Consider the following 18,093-nt stretch of genomic DNA (forward strand, 5'->3'; position numbering starts at 1 on the left):
AAGCGGACAAGTACGATCTCGACTCCGCCGGGGGCACGACCCGATCCTCAAGACCGAAACCACGTCGGTCTCGCTGGGCCGCCCATGCGAACGACACCTGGCTTCGGACGCCGCGATCTCCGCCGCCGCGCACGTCAAGTGGGACACCAGTGACCGCGATCCGTATCTGGTAGTGGACCAGGTGCTGGCCCACTACCACGGCACGACCGGAGCAGCCGTCGTGCAGGAGGCGGAGCAGGCTCTCCCCTGCCGGGACGAGGTGTACAAGGGCTCACCGCTCATGCGTTTCACCGGGCAGGTCCAGCTGCCCCAGGCACCCGGTGTCGAACGCCAGATCGCCTACTGCGAGGACGATCTCCAGCTCCGGATCCGCGACTGCTACCTCTTCGCCGGACGCGGAGAGTTCGCCATGCAGGTCGACTTCAACGTCGTCGCATCGAGCTTCGACGACGCCGCGGACCTTCTGTCCCAGCGGCTGCCCACCTTGGTGCCCGCGCTGGAGACCGTCCTGACGCGCGCCTAATCCTCCGGTGTGGTGTGGCGGTCGAACAGGGTGCCCAGCACCGTGGCCGAAGTCGCCGAGCCGAGGGCGATCGTCCAGCCCACCGGGCCCAGGGGGGTGCAGCCGAAGAACCGCGACACCCCCGGCGTCTGGATCACCAGCGCCAGTGCGGCGGCCGAACCCAGCGAAGCGGCCAGAGTGGACCGGTCGACGCCGCCCGTGACGAGGGTCTGGCCCAGCTGCGTGCCGACCAGGCTCGCCAGCGCCACGGTGCTCGCCCGCCGCCCGCGGCCGGTGAAGCGCGCCAGCGTCCACGCCGTCGTCGCGCCGAGGGTGGTCACCCCGGCGCGCACCCCGATGTCACGCTGCAATGCCTTCCCCAGCGAGCTTTCCGGCCCCTCGCTCAGCAGGTCCGCGTCACCCTCGGGTGGCCGGCGCAACGCGATCGCCAACGCCGGCGCCAGATCCGTGAGCAGGTTGACCAGCAACAGCTGCCGCGCGGTCAACGGCGAGCGCCCCGTCAGCACCGCACCCAGCACGCTGAACGCGATCTCCCCAAGGTTGCCGCCGAGCAGGATCGCCAGCGCTTCCCGCACCGACGCCCACATCGCCCGTCCCTCGACGAGCGCGGCGATGATCGTCTCCAGCCGGTCGTCGGTGACCACCAGGTCCGCGGCGGCCTTCGCGGCGGGCGTGCCGTGTTCGCCGAGCGCGATGCCGACGTCGGCGAGCCGGATCGCCGGTGCGTCGTTCGCTCCGTCCCCGGTCATCGCCACGGTGCGCCCGAGCCGCTGGTACGCCTTGATGATCCGCACCTTCTGCACCGGGCTGCACCGGGCGATCACGTCGACCGAGCGCAGTGTCTCCGCCAGCTGGTCCTCGTCCAGCTCGTCGATCTGCGCCCCGGTCACGACGTGCAGGTCGGCACCGTCCTCGGCGACCTCGCTCGCGATGGCCTCACCGGTGTCGGGGTGGTCGCCGGTGATCATCACGATCTGCACGCCCGCCGCCCGCAGCTGCGCCGCCGCGGGCGCCGCGCTGCCACGCACGGGATCCGCGATCGCGACGAAGCCACAGAACTCGAGGTCGCTCACCGCGTCCTCGTCTATTGTGGACTGATCCACGGCGCGCTCGGCCACGGCGAGCACCCGCTGTCCCGCCTGGGCCAGCTTCTTCATCCGCCCGAGCATCTTATTGCGCGCCGCCTTGTCCAGCGAGCACTTCGGCAGCACCGACTCCGGCGCTCCCTTCACGCACAGCACCACGCCGCCGTCCGACCGCCCGAGCACCGCGTGATACCCGCGCGACGGCTCGAACGGCACCGAGTCCAGCGGCTCCCACGGACCCGGGTCCGCGTGTGCGGCGCCCGCGAGCACGGCACGATCGGTCGCATGGGCCAGCTCCGCGGGGTCGTCCGCGTGCGGCGTCGCGCGGACCGCCACCGCGAGCACCTTCCGCAGCGCCGGCGTCAGCTCGTGCACGCGGCGCCGGGTGCGCCCGTTGTCGATCTCGTTGACCGTCAGCTTTCCTTCGGTGAGCGTGCCGGTCTTGTCGAAGCACAGCACGTCCACCCGGCCCAGCGCCTCGATGCTGCGCGGGTTCCGCACGAGCGCGTTGTGCTCGGCCAGCCGGCGCGCGGCCGCCAGCTGGGCCGCGTTCACCAGGAACGGCAGGCCCTCCGGCACCGAGGCGACGGCGAGGTTCACCGCCGCGGACATGCTCTCCCGCAACGGGATCCCGCGCACCAGACCCGCGCCGGCCACCGCGACCGCCGAGCCGAGCGCCGCCGGCATGCTCTTGCGGGTCAGCTCCGCGAGCCGGGTCTCCACCCCCGTCGTCGGCGCGTTCTCGCGGGCCAGGGCCATGCTGCGTCCGGCTTCGGTGTCCGACCCGGTCGCCACGACGACGGCCGTCGCCTGCCCGGCCGCGACCGTCGTGCCCTCGTAGAGCATCGACGTGCGATCGGCGACGTCCGCGGCGACCACGGGCGTCGGGGTTTTGGCCACGGGTAAGGATTCCCCGGTCAAGGACGACTCGTCCATCTCCAGTCCGTCGGCGGCGAGCAGGCGGCAGTCGGCCGGCACGACGTCACCGGAGTCGAGCACGACGACGTCGCCGCGCACCAGTTCGTCGGCGCTCAGCGTGCGTTCCTCGCCGTCCCGCAGCACGGTCGCCGTGGTCGCCGAGCGGCTGAGCAGCTCGGCCAGCTGCCGTTCGGTACGCACCTGCTGGATGCTGCCCACGAGCGCGGAAAGCGCTGTCACGCCGCCGACCAGCACGGCGTCGGACGGCGACCCGACCGACGCCGAAAGCGCCGCACCGCCCAGCAGCACCGGCGTCAGCGGGTTCGACAGCTCGGCGAGGAAAGCGCTCGCCAGGCTCGTACCGCCTTCCGCCGCAACGCCTTCCGCCCGGCTCCGAGCCTCCGAAGTGGACAGTCCCCCGTTGTCACTTGCCAACCGCTCCAGAACGACGTCCACCGGCATCAGGTGCCACGGCGCCAGCGCGGAGGTCAGGGACGGCGGGTGCAACCGCCGCGCCCGCCGGTGCGCGTTCGCCAGCGCGATCGCGGCGCCCGCGTTCACCGCCCGCAGGCTTCGCGTGGCCGGGCTGGTGCGGCCCGTCTGCAGCGCGCTCACCGCGGCCACCCCGGTGGCGCCGCCGGCGAGCCGGATGCTGTCGCGGTTGATCTCACGGGCGGCGGACACGGCCTCGATCAGCAGGCCCGCGACGGAGAGGTCCTCGCCGACGAGCAGATGCGCGCCCCACGGCGGCGCCTCGCCGGACTGGTGCACACCGACGCCGCAGTCGGCGGCACCGAGCGCGTGGCGGTCACCCGACACCAGCAGCACGACATGCCCTTCGGCCTGCAGGTCCCGCACCGACGCGACGAGCCGCGTGCCCCCGGGAACAGCGCGGTCGGCGTCGAAGGACGGCTCGTCGCCGTTCGCGCTGATCACCGGCAGGTTCGCCCGCCGGGCGGCGGCGACGAGCGTGCCGATGCCGGGCGGCGTCTCCCGTCGCAGCCCGAGGACGGCCTGCGGCTCGTCGTCACGCAGGAGGCCCAGCACGGTGCTCGCGCCCCGGCGCAGCAGTTCCTCGCTCTCCGGGATGGGCTTCTCCAGCGGGCCGAGCCGCCAGCCGTCGCCCTGCTGGACCTCGTGCGGCCGCTTGGGGTCGAACAGCCGCCACACCCGGTCCACGACCTCTTCGGAGTCGCTGCCGGACAGCGGGATCAGTTCGTTCGGCGTCATGTGACCGGTGTCCAGCGCGCCTTCGTCGACCACGACCGCGTCGATCGCGTCCAGGCGCCGCAACACAGACCGGTCCATCACGAGGGCGCCGTGGCGCGCCAGCACCCGCCCGAGGTGCGCGCCGAAGGCCGCACGCCCCGCCTCCGCCGCCTTGGGCAGCGACGCGAGCCCGATGCCCGCGGCCCGGCGCGGTCCGAACGGCAGCATCACGGCCGCCGCCGCGGCGCCCGCGGCGAGCACCTTGCGCTCGTAGCTCTCCACCGGACCGTCCGGCACCGGCCGCGGCCGCTCGACGACGACCGGGTCGGCGGCGGCGTCCGCCGGCCCCTTGATCAGCTTGTCCTCGGCCGCGCACCAGGCCTTCGAATACGCACGCGCTTCGCGCCACTGCTCGACGCGCTGAGCGGCGTCCAGCAGCGTGCCCTCGCCACCGGCCGCGAGCCCGTGGCCGAGCGCGGCCGCGATCGAGGTCGCGGAGTCCGCGCGCTCCGCGCTGCCCGCCCGCCGGGCGGCCAGTTCGCGTAGCTTCGGGTGCAGGTCGATGATGCCGGGAAGCGCTGCCAGCTCGGTCGGCAGCGGCGCCCACGGGGCGAGCCTGGTGATCGCGGACAGCCCGAGTCCGACGGCGTTCACCGCCAGGGTGGGCAGAAGCCGCGTGCCGCGCACACCGTCGGCCGGGTGGTGCAGCTCGTCCTCGGCGGCCTGTTCTTCCTCCGTGCCCGGCTCGGCCTCGGCCCGCTCGACGATGCGCACCAACTCGTCCGTGCGGGGCGCCGGATCGTCCACGCCGATGATCACCCGCGAGGACGGCGCGTTCACCCGGGCCCAGCGCACGCCCTGGTGCTTCTCGAGCTCATGCTCGATGCGGCGGGCGACGCGTTCGCCGCCCGCCCCGTGCACCCCGTGTGCTTCGATGTGCAGCCGTCCCGGGCAGGACCAGACCTGTCGCCGCTGCCGTCCCGCCAGGATCCCGGTGAGACCGCGGACGGTGCCCGCGATCGCACCGGCGGTGGACAGTGGCCCCGGCACGCGGACGCCGAGCAGCTGCATGTAGACCTCCCTCTCCGAGGGAGAAGGTGCCCACTTTCGGCCGGAAGTATGCCTACAGCGCGTCCGCGACCGCGGTGCCCAGCTCCGCCGTCGTCGCCTTGCCGCCGAGGTCGGGAGTCGCCACCTCGCCGGCGGCGAGCACGGTTTCGACCGCCGCGTACACCGCTCGCGCGGCCTCCGCCTCGCCGAGGTGCTCCAACATCATCGTGCCCGCGAGGATCTGTGCCACCGGGTTCGCGATGCCCTGGCCCGCGATGTCGGGTGCGCTGCCGTGCACCGCCTCGAACATCGACGGGTGCTCGCGCTCGGGGTTGATGTTGCCCGAGGGCGCCATGCCCAGCCCGCCGGTGACGGCCGCGGCGAGGTCGCTGAGGATGTCGCCGAACAGGTTCGACGCCACCACGACGTCGATCCGCTCCGGCTGCTGCACCATCCGGGCGGCCAGCGCGTCGATGTGGCACTGTTCACTGTGGACGGTGGGGAACCGCTCGGCGACCTCCGCGAAGATCTCGTCCCAGAACGGCATCGTGTGGATGATCCCGTTGGACTTCGTCGCCGAGACCACCCGCCCGGTGCGGGTCTGCGCCAGCTCGAAGGCGTACCGGATGATCCGCTCCACCCCGACCCGGGTGAACACCGACTCCTGCAGCGCGAACTCGCCGGGCATCCCGCGGTTCTGCCGCCCGCCCAGCTCGGAGTACTCGCCCTCGGAGTTCTCCCGGACGATCACCATCTCCAGCTCGTCGGCCGTGCGGTCGGCGAGCACCGAGGTGGTGCCCGGCAGCAGCCGCACCGGCCGCAGGTTGACGTACTGGGAGAACGCGCGGCGCACCGGGATCAGCAGACCCCACAGCGACACGTGGTCGGGCACGCCGGGGAACCCGACGGCTCCGAGCAGGATCTGGTCGAACTCCGCCAGCTGCTCGATCCCGTCGTCCGGCATCATCTTGCCGGTCTCGGCGTAGCGCTCGCAGCTCCAGTCGAACTCGGTCCAGCTCAGCCCGAAGCCGAACCGTTGGGCGGCCCTGTCGAGCACCTTGCGCGCCTCGATCTGGACGTCGACGCCGATCCCGTCGCCGGGGATGCTCGCGATCCGGTAGTCGTTCACAGGGCGACCGCCACGTACTTGACCTCCAGGAACTCGTCGATGCCCACACTGCCGCCTTCGCGGCCGAGGCCCGACTGCTTCACCCCGCCGAACGGCGCGGCCGGGTTGGAGACTATCCCCTGGTTGAGCCCGATCATCCCGGCGTCGAGGTTCTCCGACACCCGCAGGGCGCGCTTGAGGTCGTTCGTGAACACGTAGCTGACCAGGCCGTACTCGGTGTCGTTCGCCGCGGCGACCGCCTCCTCCTCGGTGTCGAACACCGAGATCGGCGCCACCGGCCCGAAGATCTCCTCGGTCGCCATCCGCGCGTCGCGCGGCACGTCGACGAGCACCGTGGCCTGGTAGAAGTTGCCCGGCCCGTCCACCGTCGCACCACCGGTGAGCACCTTCGCGCCCCGGTCGGCCGCGTCGCGCACCAGCTCGGTCACCTTGGCCACCGCGTCGGTGTCGATCAGCGGGCCGACCACGACGCCGGGCTCGGTGCCGCGGCCCATGGGCAGCGCGGACATCCGCTCGGTCAGCCGCCGGGCGAACTCGTCCGCGACGCCGCGCTGCACGTAGAAGCGGTTGGCCGCGGTGCACGCCTCGCCGATGTTGCGCATCTTCGCCTGCATCGCGCCCTCGATCGCCGCGTCGAGGTCGGCGTCGTCGAACACCAGGAACGGCGCGTTGCCGCCGAGCTCCATCGACGTCCGCAGCACCTTGTCCGCGCACTGTTCCAGCAGCTTGCGGCCGACCGCGGTGGAGCCGGTGAACGACAGCTTGCGTGCGCGACCGTCCTTGATCAGCGGTTCCATCACGCCGCCGGGGTCGGTGGTGGTGACGACGTTGAGCACCCCGGCGGGCAGCCCGGCCTCGGTGAGGATCGCGGCGAGCGCCAGCATCGAGAGCGGGGTCTGCTCGGCGGGCTTGATCACCATCGTGCAGCCGGCGGCGATCGCCGGGCCGATCTTGCGCCCGCCCATGGCCATCGGGAAGTTCCACGGCGTGATCAGCAGGGTCGGGCCGACCGGCTGCTTGGTGACCAGGAACCGGCCGGCGCCGTTGGGCGCGACCTGGTAGCCGCCGTCGATGCGCACGGCCTCCTCGGAGAACCAGCGGAAGAACTCGGCGGCGTAGGCGATCTCGCCCTTCGCCTCGGCGAGCGGCTTGCCCATCTCGAGCGTCATCAGGAGACCGAGCTCCTCGGTGCGCGCGTTGAGCAGTTCGTAGGCGCGGCGCAGGATCTCGCTGCGCTCACGTGGCGCGGTGCGGGCCCACTCGGCCTGCGCGGCGACGGCGGCGTCGAGCGCGGCCTTGCCGTCCTCGGGCGTCGCGTCGGCGACCTCGCACAGCTTCTCGCCGGTGGCCGGATCCTCGACGGCGAAGGTGCGCCCGCCGGCGGCCGGCACCCACTTGCCACCGATGAACAGCTCCTTGGCCACGGCCTCGACCACACCGGTCTCGCTCACATCCGCCTCCGTGTCTCTCATTGCACCACTTCACCGGTCATGCTATGCATATTGTCAACAATCTACAACCGCGCTAGGAGTAGCTTCATGGCCCAGCTGTCCCCCTTGCTCAAGCAAGCCACTCCCGTCGTCGTCGACCACGGCGAAGGCGCGTACCTCTACGACGTCGAGGGCAACCGCCACCTGGACTTCACCGCCGGCATCGGCGTCACCAGTACTGGACACTGCCACCCGAAGGTGGTCGCCGCCGCGCAGGAGCAGATCGGCAAGCTGATCCACGGCCAGTACACGACCGTGATGCACCAGCCGCTGCTCAAGCTCGTCGAGCGCCTCGGCGACGTGCTGCCGACCGGGCTCGACTCGCTGTTCTTCGCCAACTCCGGCAGTGAGGCCGTCGAGGCCGCGCTGCGGCTCTCGCGACAGGCCACCGGCCGCCCGAACGTGATCGTGTTCCAGGGCGGGTTCCACGGCCGGACCGTCGCGACCGCGACCATGACGACCTCGGGCACCCGGTTCAGCGCCGGCATCTCGCCGCTGATGGGCGGAGTGCACGTGGCGCCGTTCCCGTACGCCTACCGCTACGGCTGGGACGAGCAGACCGCCACGAAGTTCTGCCTGCGCGAGCTGGACTACCTGTTCGCGACCGTCAGCGCGCCCAACGAGACCGCCGCGTTCTTCGTCGAGCCGGTCCTGGGCGAGGGCGGGTACGTGCCCGCCAACGCCGAGTTCCTGCGCGGCCTGCGCGAGCGCGCCGACGAGCACGGCATCCTGCTCGTGTTCGACGAGATCCAGACCGGCTTCGGCCGCACCGGCAAGTTCTGGGGCCACGACCACTTCGGCGTCCGGCCCGACGTGGTGACCATCGCGAAGGGCCTGGCGAGCGGCTTCCCGCTGTCCGGCATCGCGGCGTCGAAGGAGCTGATGGCCAAGGCGTTCCCCGGTTCGCAGGGCGGCACCTACGGCGGCAACGCGGTCTCCTGCGCGGCGGCGCTGGCCACCCTGGACGTCATCGAGGAGGAGGGCCTCGTCGAGAACGCGGCGGCCCGCGGCCGGCAGCTGCTCGAAGGCGCCCGGCTGGTCGGCGACAAGACCCCGGAGATCGGCGATGTGCGCGGCCTCGGGCTGCTCGTCGGCTCGGAGTTCACCACCGCCGACGGCAAGCCCGACAACGCGACCGCGCAGGCGGCCCAGCAGGAGGCCGCCCGGCGCGGGCTGCTGATGTTGACCTGCGGGGCGCACATGAACGTCGTCCGGATGATCCCGCCGCTGGTGGTGACCGCCGAGCAGATCGACGAGGCGCTCGCCATCTGGAGCGAGACCGTCTCGGCCGTGACCAAGTAAGGAGAACAGTGTCCCGCTACATCACGATCAGCCTCGACAAGCGCGGGGTGTCCTGCCGGGCGGTGCTGCTGGACCGCGAAGCGCCGCGCACCTGCGAAGCGGTGTGGAACGCCCTGCCCCAAAGTGGTTCGGCATATCACGCGAAATACGCGCGGAACGAGGTGTACACACTGGTCTCGCCGTTCGCGGAACCGAAACCAGGCCGGGAGAACCCGACGATCACGCCCATTCCCGGCGATGTCGTGTATTTCGGTTTCGAGGCGTGGGAAATCGGTAATCCCGCCTACGGCTACGAGGATTCCAGCGAGGCGCACGGCGACCGGGGCGCGACCGACCTGGCCATCTTCTACGGCCGCAACAACCTGCTGATCAACGGCGACGCCGGCTGGGTGCCCGGCAACGTTTTCGCGACGATCGTCGAAGGACTGCCCGAAATGGCGGAGGCCGCACAAGACCTGTGGCTCCGCGGGGTCGAGGGCGAGACGCTCTCGTACGCCAGGGCGGAGTGACGACGACACGGGGGGTGAGGGGCGCCGGGCACCGGTGCCCCTCACCCTTTCGCGTGAACTAACCCGGATCACCGAATGTGCCACCACTTTCACCCGATCGGGAGGGCGTGGCGCCTGGATGCCGCATCAAGATCGCCATCACCCCATGTCACCATTTTGGGTTGAACCACCGGCAGTGGATCAACACGACCGGGTAGCCCCCTCGGCAAAACACGAAAGTGTTACATGTTTAAGCTGAAGGGCTACCAGCGTTCAGCGGTAGTCCTTTCCCGGCGCGCCGGGGCTCGTTGACAGCCGCTCGGCATCGGTGGAAATCTCCTCATCGCTTTCGAAAGCAAGGGCACATTCGCAAGTTTCGAATCCGTTAAGGAGCAATACCCATGCACTTCTACTACTGCCACGACATCCTGACCCACGGCGTGGCTGCGCTGGCCCACTTCCTCGGCTGGCTCGTCTGATCCGCGAATAGCCTGAAGAAATGAATGCGGGGCCGGGACGAATTGGCGCGGACCGGCCCCGCGCCTTTACCGGCGCTAGACTCCGGAACGTCGTGGAACCGACGTGAGCGGAGCATCCGATGGACGCGGACGTGATCGTGGTGGGCGCCGGGCTGGCCGGGCTCGTCGCGGCGAGCGAGCTGACCGCCGCCGGCAAGCGGGTGCTCGTCGTCGAGCAGGAACCCGAGGCTTCCCTTGGCGGGCAAGCGTTCTGGTCCTTCGGCGGGCTCTTCCTCGTGAACACCCCGGAGCAACGCCGGCTCGGTATCCGCGATTCGGTGGAACTCGCCTGGCGCGACTGGGAGACCAACGCCGCCTTCGACCGGCCCGAGGACCATTGGCCGCGGAAGTGGGCGCGCGCGTACGTCGAGTTCGCGGCCGGCGAGAAGCGGTCGTGGCTACGTTCACTCGGTCTGCGTTTCTTCCCCATCGTCAACTGGGCCGAACGCGGCGGCAACACCGTGCCGCGGTTCCACCTCACCTGGGGCACCGGGCCCGCCGTCGTCGAGCCGTTCGCCCGCAGGGCGCGTGACACGGCCGAGTTCCGGTTCCGGCACCGGGTCGACGCCCTCACCACCACCGCCGGCGTGATCGACGGCGTCAGCGGCACGATCCTCGAACCCAGTCCCGCGTCCCGTGGCCGGGCGAGTTCCCGGGTTCCCGTCGGCGAGTTCTGCCTGAAGGCGCAGGCGGTGCTCGTCTGTTCCGGCGGCATCGGCGGCAACCACGATCTCGTCCGGCAGAACTGGCCCGAGCGGCTCGGCCCGCCACCGCACACCATGCTCACCGGCGTACCGTCGCATGTGGACGGACGGATGCTCGGCATCAGCGAGGCCGCCGGCGGCCACCTCATCGGCCGCGACCGGATGTGGCACTACGTCGAGGGCGTCACCGACCACACGCCCGTGTGGCCCGGCCACGGCATCCGCATCCTGCCCGGCCCCTCGCCGCTGTGGCTGGACGCGCTCGGGCGGCGGCTGCCCGCACCGCTCTACCCGGGCTTCGACACCCTCGGCACGCTGGCCCATCTGCGCACCACCGGGCACGACCACTCGTGGTTCGTCCTCACCACGAAGACGATCGCACGCGAGTTCGCGCTCTCCGGTTCCGAGCAGAACCCCGACCTGACGGGCAAGAGCGTCCTGCGAACGCTGGGCCGCGCGTTCGGCATCCCCGGCCCGGTGAAGGCGTTCCTGGCGCACGGCGCGGACTTCGTCCAGGCACGCGAGCCGGACGAGCTGGTCAGGCGGATGAACGCGCTCACCGGCGAACCCCTGCTCGACCCCGCGGCCGTGCGCGGCGAGGTGCTGGCCCACGACGAGGCCGTGGCGCAGTGGATCTCGACCCGCGACCTGCAGGTCAACGCGGTGCGGGTGGCCCGGCGGTACCTCGGCGACCGGCTCGTCCGGGTGGCGCCCCCGCACCGCCTGCTCGACCCGAAGGCCGGTCCGCTGATCGCCGTCCGGCTCAGCGTGCTGAGCCGCAAGACCCTCGGGGGGCTCGAGACCGACCTGTCCGGGCAGGTGCTGCGGGCCGGCGGCGCAGCACTGCCCGGCCTCTACGCCGCCGGCGAGGCGGCCGGCTTCGGTGGTGGCGGCCTGCACGGCTACCGGGCGCTGGAGGGCGGTTTCCTCGGCGGCTGCCTGTTCTCGGGCCGGCAGGCGGGCCGCGCCATCGCCGCCTCGCTCTGAGCCGGGTCGTACTACGCTGCGATCAACAGCAGCGCGGTTCGGGAGGGCGGGTGCACGTCATGGCAGACGTCGCGGCACGGTTCGCCGGCATCGTCGGGGTGGGCAACCTGCTCAGCGGGAACGAGGTCGGCGAGGACTACGCGCACGACGAGTCGCTCACCTGCGAGCCGCACAAACCGGCCTACGTGGCGAAGCCGGGCTCGGCGGAGGAGGTCGCGGCGCTGCTCGTCGCCGCCGCGGAGCACGCCGTGCCCGTCACCGCCCGCGGGTCGGGCAGCGGCCTGTCCGGCGCGGCGAGGCCACGCGAGGACGGGCTGCTGATCTCGTTCGAGCGGATGAACGCCGTGCTCGAGATCGACACCGCCAACCAGGTCGCCGTCGTGCAGCCCGGGGTCACGCTCGCCCAGCTGGACGCCGAGACGGCCGTGGCGGGGCTGGCCTACACGGTCTACCCGGGCGAGCTGAGCGCGAGCGTGGGCGGCACCGTCGGCACGAACGCGGGCGGGATGCGCGCGGTGAAGTACGGCGTCACGCGCAACAACGTCGTTGGCCTGCAAGCGGTTCTGCCCACCGGCGAGATCATCCGCACCGGCGGCAGGACGTCGAAGGTGGCCACCGGCTACGACCTCACCCAGCTGATCATCGGCTCGGAGGGCACGCTGGCGCTCGCGACCGAGGTCATCGTGAAGCTGTACCCGCGGCTGCCCTACGGCGCCACGCTGCTCGCCCCGTTCGGCGACCTCGACCAGGTGATGCAGGCGGTGCCGCCGATCCTCGCGAGCGGGCTGGCGCCGAACATCCTCGAGTACGTCGACAACCTCACGATGGCCGCGATCAGCTACAACGAGAAGCTTTCCCTCGGGGTGCCGGACGAGGTCCGCGACGCGACGCAGGCGTACCTGGTGGTGGGCCTGGAGAACCGGGACAGCGACCGGCTGGACGGCGACGTCGAACGGGCCGGCGAGCTGCTGTCCGAACTCGGCGCCACCGACGTGTACGTGCTCGACGGCGGCTCGGCCCGCAAACTCATCGAGGCACGGGAAAAGGCTTTCTGGACAGCCAAGTCCGTGGGCGCGGACGACGTGATCGACGTCGTCGTGCCGCGCTCGGAGATGCCCGCCTTCCTCGCCCGCGTGCGGGAGCTCGCCACCGCCGCCGAGGCCGGCGCGCTCGGCTGCGGCCACGCCGGGGACGGCAACGTGCACCTGGGCATCTTCTGCAAGGACCCGGAGAAGAGGTACCGGCTCCTGCGCGACATCTTCGCCGACGGGATGGCTCGCGGCGGGGCGATCTCGGGCGAGCACGGCATCGGGCAGAGCAGGAAGCAGCACTTCCTCGAACTCGAGGATCCCGCGAAGGTGGCGTTGATGCGCCGCGTCAAGCAGGCCTTCGATCCCACGGACATCCTGAACCCCGGCGTCCTTTTCGGTTAGGAGCAAGATGAACGGCGCGCAGTCCCTGATCCGCACGCTCGTCGACGCGGGTGTCGACGTGTGCTTCTCCAACCCCGGCACGTCGGAGATGCACTTCGTCGCCGCGCTGGATTCGGTGCCCGAAATGCGCGGTGTGCTCGGCCTGTTCGAAGGCGTGGTCACCGGCGCGGCCGACGGGTACGCCCGGATCGCGGGCAAGCCCGCGGCGACGCTGCTGCACCTGGGTCCCGGGCTCGGCAACGGCCTGGCGAACCTGCACAACGCACGCCGCGCGCACACCCCGATCGTCAACGTGGTCGGGGATCACGCGACGTACCACAAGAAGTACGACGCCCCGCTGGAGTCGGACATCCCCGCGGTCGCCGGTTCGCTGCAGGGCTGGGTGCGGGAGTCCGACAGCACCGCGGATGTCGGCGCCGACGCGGCCGCCGCCGTGGCCGCGGCGATGGACCCGCCGGGCCGGGTGGCCACGCTGATCCTGCCCGCCGACATCTCGTGGGGCGACGGCGGTGTCGCGGTCGCCCCGATCCCGCCGCGCAGGCCGCATGCGGTGGCGGACACCGTCGTGAAGTCGGTCGCGGAGGTGTTGCGCTCCGGTGAGCCGGTCGCGCTGCTGGTCGGCGGCCCGGCCTGCCGCGAGGCCGGACTGCGCGCGGTCAGCCGGATCGCGGCGGCCACGGGCGCGAAGGCCTTCATCGAAACCTTCCCGGCACGCCTGGAGCGTGGCGCGGGCCTGCCGACGATCGAGCGGCTCGGGTACCTCGCCGAGCAGGCGTCCTACCAGCTCGGCGACACCAGGCACCTCGTCGTGGTGGGCGCGAAGTCGCCGGTGTCGTTCTTCGCCTATCCCGGCAAGCCCAGCGACCTGGTGCCCGAAGGCGCCCAGGTGCACACGCTCGCCGAGCTGGACCACGATGTGGTCGGCGCCCTCGAAGCCCTCGCCGACGAGGTCGCGGCGGGCGTCGAGCCGGTGCTGCAGGAGCCGGCGCGCCCGGCGCTGCCGAGTGGTGCGCTGACGACGCAGAACTGGGTCGAGGTGATCGGCGCGCTGCTGCCGGAGAACGCGATCATCTCCGACGAGGCCAACACTTCCGGTCTGCTCCTCCCGGCCGCCACGGCGGGCGCCCCGCGGCACGACGTGCTCACCCTGACCGGCGGGGCGATCGGCCAGGGCCTGCCGGTGGCGACGGGTGCCGCTGTCGCCGCCCCGGACCGCCCGGTGATCGCCCTGCAGTCCGACGGCAGTGCGCTGTACACGATCTCGGCGCTGTGGACGCAGGCACGGGAGAACCTGAACGTCACGACGGTGGTGCTGAACAACCGCGCGTACGCCATCCTGCGCATGGAGCTGCAGCGTGTGGGCGCGGAAGGCAACGGCCCCAAGGCGAACGACCTGCTGGACCTGTCGCGGCCGGACATGGACTTCGCGAAGATCGCCGAAGGCATGGGCGTCCCCGCGACCCGCGCCACGACGGCGGAGGAGCTGGCGGAGCAGTTCCAGCGGGCACTCGCGGAGCCGGGCCCACATCTGATCGATGCCGCGATCCCGCCGCTGCTGTGAGGCGGCGCGGGTAGGGGCTTTTCCTGGCTCATCTTTGAGCCTGCCCGTCCGGCGAGGTGGGCTGCCCCACCCCGATCTTTCATCGTTCAACGGGCGCCACACCGGGTCAAGGCGGGAAAGATGCCTTGACCCGGTGCGTCGACCGCTGAAGGACGCGGGGATCGGGGTAAGGGGGCGGCTGGGCGCGGCCAATCCCTGCTGCCGTTGCCGGGTCGCCATCGGAGGGCGGTTGGGCAAAGAAAAGTGCCCTCCCACCCGCCGGTGGAAGGGCACTTTTCCTTACCCCTACTCGAAGATCTCGCCCGACTCGGCCTTCTTCACCAGGCTCTCCGGCGGCAGGAAGTGGTCACCGTAGCGCTCGGCCAGCTCTCGGGCCCTCGCGACGAAGCCTGCGAGGCCGCCCTCGTACTGGTTGATGTACTGGATGACCCCACCGGTCCACGCCGGGAACCCGATCCCGAAGATCGAGCCGATGTTGGCGTCCTGCACTGTCGTGAGCACGCCCTCGTCGAAGCATTTCACCGTCTCCAGCGCCTCGGCGAACAGCATCCGCTCCTGCAGGTCCTTGAACGGCACCTGCGCGCTGCCCGACTTGAACGCCTCCCGCAGCCCCGGCCACAGCCCGGCCCGCTTGCCGTCCGCGTACTCGTAGAAACCCGCGCCCGACGAACGGCCCTTGCGGTCGAACTCGTCGATCATCCGGTCGATGACGGCCTCGGACGCGTGCTCCTGCCAGGTCCCGCCCGCGGCCTCGACCGCGGCGCGTGTCTCCTGGCGGATCTTGCGCGGCAGGGTCAGCGTCAGCTCGTCCATCAGCTGCAGCGGCGGCGCCGGGTACCCGGCCTGCGAACCGGCCTGCTCGATCGACGACGGCTCGACGCCCTCGCCCACCGCGGCGACCGCCTCGTTGATGAACGTGCCGATCACCCGCGAGGTGAAGAAGCCGCGGCTGTCGTTCACCACGATCGGCGTCTTCTTGATCTGCAGCGTGTAGTCGAACGCCTTGGCCAGCGTGGCGTCCGAGGTCTTCTCCCCGCGGATGATCTCCACGAGCGGCATCTTGTCCACGGGCGAGAAGAAGTGGATACCGATGAAGTCCTCCTGCCGCTGCACGCCCTGCGCCAGGCCGGTGATCGGCAGCGTCGAGGTGTTGGAGCCCAGCACCGCGTCCGGGTTCACCACGCTCTCGATCTCGCCGAACACCTTGTGCTTGAGCTCCTGGCTCTCGAACACGGCCTCGATCACGAAGTCCACGCCCGCGAAGTCCGCCGGGTCGGCCGTCGGCTTGATGCGGGCCAGCAGCTCGTCCGACTTCTCCTTCGTGGTCTTGCCACGGGAGAGCGCTTTCTCCTCCAGCTTGACCGCGTAGCCCTTGCCCTTTTCGGCGGCCTCCTGCGAGACGTCCTTGAGTACCACGTCGATCCCGGCCTTCGCCGACACGTACGCGATCGCCGCGCCCATCATCCCGGCGCCGAGCACGCCGACCTTCTTGGCCGTGTACTTCTCGAAACCGTCCGGCCGGGAGCCACCGGAGTTGATGTGCTGCAGGTCGAAGAAGAACGCCTTGGTCATGTTCTTCGCGACCTGACCGGTCACGAGGCTCACGAAGTACCGCGTCTCGATCTGCGTCGCGGTGTCGATGTCCACCTGCGCGCCCTCGACCGCGGCGCACAGGATGGCCCGCGGCGCGGGCATCGGCGCGCCCTTGATCTGCTTGCGCAGGTTCGCCGGGAACGCGGGCAGGTTCGCCGCGAGCTGCGGGCTCGCCGGGGTGCCGCCGGGCATCTTGTAGCCCTTGACGTCCCACGGCTGCGCGGCCTCCGGGTTGGCCTTGATCCACTCCTTGGCCTTCGGCAGCAGCTCGTCCACAGTAGACACGACCTCGTGCACCAGGCCGAGCTCCAGCGCCTTGGCCGGCTTGTGCCGCTGGCCCTGCACGAGCACGTTCAGCACCGCGCTCTGGATGCCCAGCAGCCGCACCGTGCGCACCACGCCGCCACCGCCGGGCAGCAGGCCCAGCGTGACCTCGGGCAGGCCGATGACGGTGCCCTTCACGTCGGCGACGATGCGGTGGTGGGTGGCCAGCGCGATCTCCAGGCCGCCACCGAGCGCGGCCCCGTTGATCGCGGCGACGACCGGCTTGCCCAGCGTCTCCAGCCGGCGCAGCTGCGCCTTCAGCTCGTTGGTGCTGGCGGTGATCTCAGCGGCGTGCTCCGGCGTCGCCTGGATCAGGTCGTTGAGGTCGCCACCGGCGAAGAACGTCTTCTTCGCGGACGTGACGACCACGCCCGTGATCAAGTCCTTTTCGGACTCGAGCCGGTCCACGATCTGCGCGAAGGACTCGCGGAAGTCGGCGTTCATCGTGTTCGCCGACTGCTTCGGGTCGTCCAGGGTCAGCACGACGATGCCGTCGGAGTCCTGGTCCCACTTGATGGTCTTGGTCATGTTCACACCCGCTCGATGATCGTGCCGATACCCATGCCGCCGCCGACGCACAGCGACAGCAGTGCGCGCCGTTCCTGGCGCCGCTCCAGCTCGTCGACCATGGTGCCCAGGATCATCGCCCCGGTCGCGCCCAGCGGGTGGCCCATCGCGATGGCGCCGCCGTTGACGTTGACCTTCTCCTCCGGCAGCTTCAGGTCCTTCATCCACTTCAGCACGACGGACGCGAACGCCTCGTTCAGTTCGAACAGGTCGATGTCGTCGGTGGTCAGGCCCGCGTTGGCCAGCACCTTCTGGGTGGCGGGTGTCGGCCCGGTGAGCATGATCGTGGGGTCGGAGCCGGTGATGGCCGCGGAGACGATGCGCGCCCGCGGGGTCAGCCCCAGGTCCTTGCCGACCTGCTCGTCGCCGATGAGCACCAGCGCTGCGCCGTCGACGATGCCCGAGGAGTTGCCGCCCGTGTGCACGTGGTCGATCTTCTCGACCCAGTGGTACTTCTGCAGCGCCACCGCGTCGAAGCCGCCGAACTCGCCGATCGTCTCGAAGGCCGGCTTGAGCTTGCCCAGGCTCTCCAGCGTGGTGCCGGGGCGGCGGTGCTCGTCGTGGTCGAGGATCGTGACGCCGTTGACGTCCTTCACCGGCACCACGGACTTGGCGAAGTAGCCGCCGGACCAGGCCGCCTCGGCCTTCTCCTGCGAGCGGACCGCGAACCGGTCGACGTCCTCGCGCGAGAAGCCCTCGATGGTGGCGATCAGGTCGGCGCCGATGCCCTGGGGGGCGAAATAGGTGTCGTAGGTGGTGGCCGGGTCGGTGAACATCGGGCCGCCGTCGGAGCCCATCGGCACCCGCGACATCGACTCGACGCCGCCGGCCAGGATCAGGCTCTCCCAGCCCGAGCGCACCCGCGCGGCCGCCTGGTTCACCGCTTCGAGTCCCGAGGAGCAGAACCGGTTGAGCTGCACCCCCGCGACCGTGTCGGGCAGGCCGGAGGCCATGGCCGCGGCCCGCGCGATGTCGGCGCCCTGGTCGCCCACCGGGGACACGACGCCCAGGACGATGTCCTCGATCTTGGCCGGGTCCAGACCGGGATGGCGCGCCTTGAGCTCGTCGACCAGACCGACCACCAGGTCGATCGGCTTGGTCCCGTGCAGGGACCCGCCCTTGTTCTTCCCACGAGGCGTGCGGATCGCCTCGTAGATGTATGCCTCGTTGCTCACCCGTGCGGCCTTTCCTCGGTTGAAGCTAATCCTCACT

General features: G+C 71.0%; 11 protein-coding genes. 6 read left to right on the forward strand and 5 right to left on the reverse strand.

The features are described 5' to 3' along the window. The first annotated feature begins 172 nt into the window (after window positions 1–172). Window positions 173–523 (forward strand): hypothetical protein, encoded by a 351-nt coding sequence (locus tag LWP59_RS32905; RefSeq protein WP_144637955.1) that lies wholly within the window; start codon window positions 173–175, stop codon window positions 521–523. On the opposite strand, the gene LWP59_RS32910 is transcribed toward LWP59_RS32905, so the two are convergent. The 3 genes from LWP59_RS32910 to LWP59_RS32920 are packed head-to-tail and all read right to left on the reverse strand — an operon-like array spanning window position 520 to window position 7,386. Next, on the reverse strand, window positions 520–4,806 hold the full coding sequence (locus LWP59_RS32910; RefSeq protein WP_144637953.1) for a cation-translocating P-type ATPase: 4,287 nt from the start codon (window positions 4,804–4,806) through the stop codon (window positions 520–522). The genes LWP59_RS32905 and LWP59_RS32910 overlap by 4 nt on opposite strands. A 52-nt stretch (window positions 4,807–4,858) precedes the next feature. Beyond that, window positions 4,859–5,914: a tartrate dehydrogenase gene (locus tag LWP59_RS32915; RefSeq protein ID WP_144637951.1), complete on the reverse strand. Its 1,056-nt coding sequence runs from the start codon at window positions 5,912–5,914 to the stop codon at window positions 4,859–4,861. Continuing rightward, window positions 5,911–7,386 (reverse strand): NAD-dependent succinate-semialdehyde dehydrogenase, encoded by a 1,476-nt coding sequence (locus LWP59_RS32920; RefSeq protein ID WP_144637949.1) that lies wholly within the window; start codon window positions 7,384–7,386, stop codon window positions 5,911–5,913. Before LWP59_RS32920 ends, LWP59_RS32915 begins: the two co-directional genes overlap by 4 nt. Before the next feature lie 66 nt (window positions 7,387–7,452). Between LWP59_RS32920 and LWP59_RS32925 the strand changes: the two genes are divergently transcribed. The 5 genes from LWP59_RS32925 (at window position 7,453) to LWP59_RS32945 (ending at window position 14,397) form a co-directional block, all read left to right on the forward strand. Further along, window positions 7,453–8,706, forward strand: coding sequence for an aspartate aminotransferase family protein (locus LWP59_RS32925; protein ID WP_144637947.1), 1,254 nt, complete (start codon window positions 7,453–7,455; stop codon window positions 8,704–8,706). Between the two features lie 8 nt (window positions 8,707–8,714). After that, window positions 8,715–9,215: a DUF3830 family protein gene (locus LWP59_RS32930; RefSeq protein ID WP_144637946.1), complete on the forward strand. Its 501-nt coding sequence runs from the start codon at window positions 8,715–8,717 to the stop codon at window positions 9,213–9,215. Between the two features lie 577 nt (window positions 9,216–9,792). After that, window positions 9,793–11,403: an FAD-binding dehydrogenase gene (locus LWP59_RS32935; protein WP_144637944.1), complete on the forward strand. Its 1,611-nt coding sequence runs from the start codon at window positions 9,793–9,795 to the stop codon at window positions 11,401–11,403. A gap of 59 nt (window positions 11,404–11,462) precedes the next feature. Further along, window positions 11,463–12,836 (forward strand): FAD-binding oxidoreductase, encoded by a 1,374-nt coding sequence (locus LWP59_RS32940; RefSeq protein ID WP_144637941.1) that lies wholly within the window; start codon window positions 11,463–11,465, stop codon window positions 12,834–12,836. A 7-nt stretch (window positions 12,837–12,843) separates the two neighbouring features. Further along, on the forward strand, window positions 12,844–14,397 hold the full coding sequence (locus tag LWP59_RS32945) for an acetolactate synthase large subunit (protein WP_144637939.1): 1,554 nt from the start codon (window positions 12,844–12,846) through the stop codon (window positions 14,395–14,397). Window positions 14,398–14,682: 285 nt separating this feature from the next. On the opposite strand, the gene LWP59_RS32950 is transcribed toward LWP59_RS32945, so the two are convergent. Next, window positions 14,683–16,848: a 3-hydroxyacyl-CoA dehydrogenase NAD-binding domain-containing protein gene (locus LWP59_RS32950; RefSeq protein ID WP_144637936.1), complete on the reverse strand. Its 2,166-nt coding sequence runs from the start codon at window positions 16,846–16,848 to the stop codon at window positions 14,683–14,685. Beyond that, window positions 16,845–18,056: an acetyl-CoA C-acetyltransferase gene (locus LWP59_RS32955; protein ID WP_144637935.1), complete on the reverse strand. Its 1,212-nt coding sequence runs from the start codon at window positions 18,054–18,056 to the stop codon at window positions 16,845–16,847. The genes LWP59_RS32950 and LWP59_RS32955 overlap by 4 nt, the downstream gene beginning before the upstream one ends. Window positions 18,057–18,093 lie beyond the last annotated feature (37 nt).

It is taken from the genome of Amycolatopsis acidiphila (assembly GCF_021391495.1).
GTDB classification, from domain to species: Bacteria; Actinomycetota; Actinomycetes; order Mycobacteriales; family Pseudonocardiaceae; genus Amycolatopsis_E; species Amycolatopsis_E acidiphila.